General features: G+C 67.0%; 1 protein-coding gene. It reads right to left on the bottom strand.

Translation table 11 applies throughout. The annotated features are described in order from the left end of the window. Positions 1-193 precede the first annotated feature (193 nt). Complete coding sequence (locus KDL01_RS41390) at positions 194-760, bottom strand: SMI1/KNR4 family protein (RefSeq protein WP_212534189.1); 567 nt, start codon at positions 758-760, stop codon at positions 194-196. Positions 761-977 lie beyond the last annotated feature (217 nt).

The raw sequence follows: 977 nt of genomic DNA on the forward strand, positions 1-977 counted from the left end.
CGCCCTGATCACAGCACTCGAAGAAACCACCCGGACGGAGCACGCCGACAAGCCCGTCAAGCAACTGCGCGCCGCATAGAATCAACCCAGACCGTCACCGAAGATCCACGAGACTCGGGACAACCTCCCGTCAGGGCCTGAGGGGCGTGGAAGCCACCGGGCGTCTTCTTGCTCATCTATGGATTCTTGCACTTCAGTGGCTGCCATTGGGCTGGATTTTTTGTCCCAGCCGGGCGGCTGCGTCGTCCCAGGGGGTTGGCCATGCGATGTCTTCGGGGTCGTCCTGCTCACAGAGCCAGGAGCTGCCGTCGAGCCAGCCTTCCAGCCACTGCGGAAGCGTTGCGGCTTCCAGGTACCATGCTTCCGGCTGTCCGCTGTCGAACGCGTTGGGGTCCATCAGGAGAACCTGGCCGCCACGGCCATCGGCGCAGTCGACCGCCGCGAGCATCGCGCAGCCTACGTCCATGACCGCCAGGACCTGGTCCGGCCAGGCACGCGGTTGGTCTGGCGGCGCGTCGACGTGGGGGCAGAGCGTCAAGCGCTCCAGTGGCATGAGGCGCCAGTGTTCTGGGCCGTATCCGCCGTTGGCGACCTCTTGGAAGAGCCGCTTGAGCAAGGGGTGCAGGGCGTAGCCGAGTATCGACTCGGCAGCCGCGATCTGCTCCGCGGTCGCCGGCTCTGGGAGGTTCGCGCCGCGTTCCTCTGCGGTGGCTGTCGCCCAACTGCGGACACGGCTCACGAGATCGTCGAACTCGTCCATGGCGGAGACTCTGCCATCCTGCACCGACACGCGAACCCTCAGCCCGACTCCATCACGTTCTCGAAGCCCTGGCTTATGCAGGCTACGAACGCGCGCGGGTCGGGGATGGCGGCGGTGTCCAGGGTGAGGGCTAGGGTGCCGTGGGCGCGGCGGGTGGTGAGGAGGGCCATGGCGGCGCAGCCGGGGGCGGGGGCGAAGCCCCAGATCTGTTCGATGC

It is taken from the genome of Actinospica durhamensis (genome assembly GCF_018139695.1).
Taxonomy (GTDB): domain Bacteria; phylum Actinomycetota; class Actinomycetes; order Streptomycetales; family Catenulisporaceae; genus Actinospica; species Actinospica durhamensis.

Bases quoted from the DNA above. Each gene is read 5' to 3' on its own strand.
- KDL01_RS41390 (WP_212534189.1), bottom strand. From the start codon at position 760: ATGGACGAGTTCGACGATCTCGTGAGCCGTGTCCGCAGTTGGGCGACA.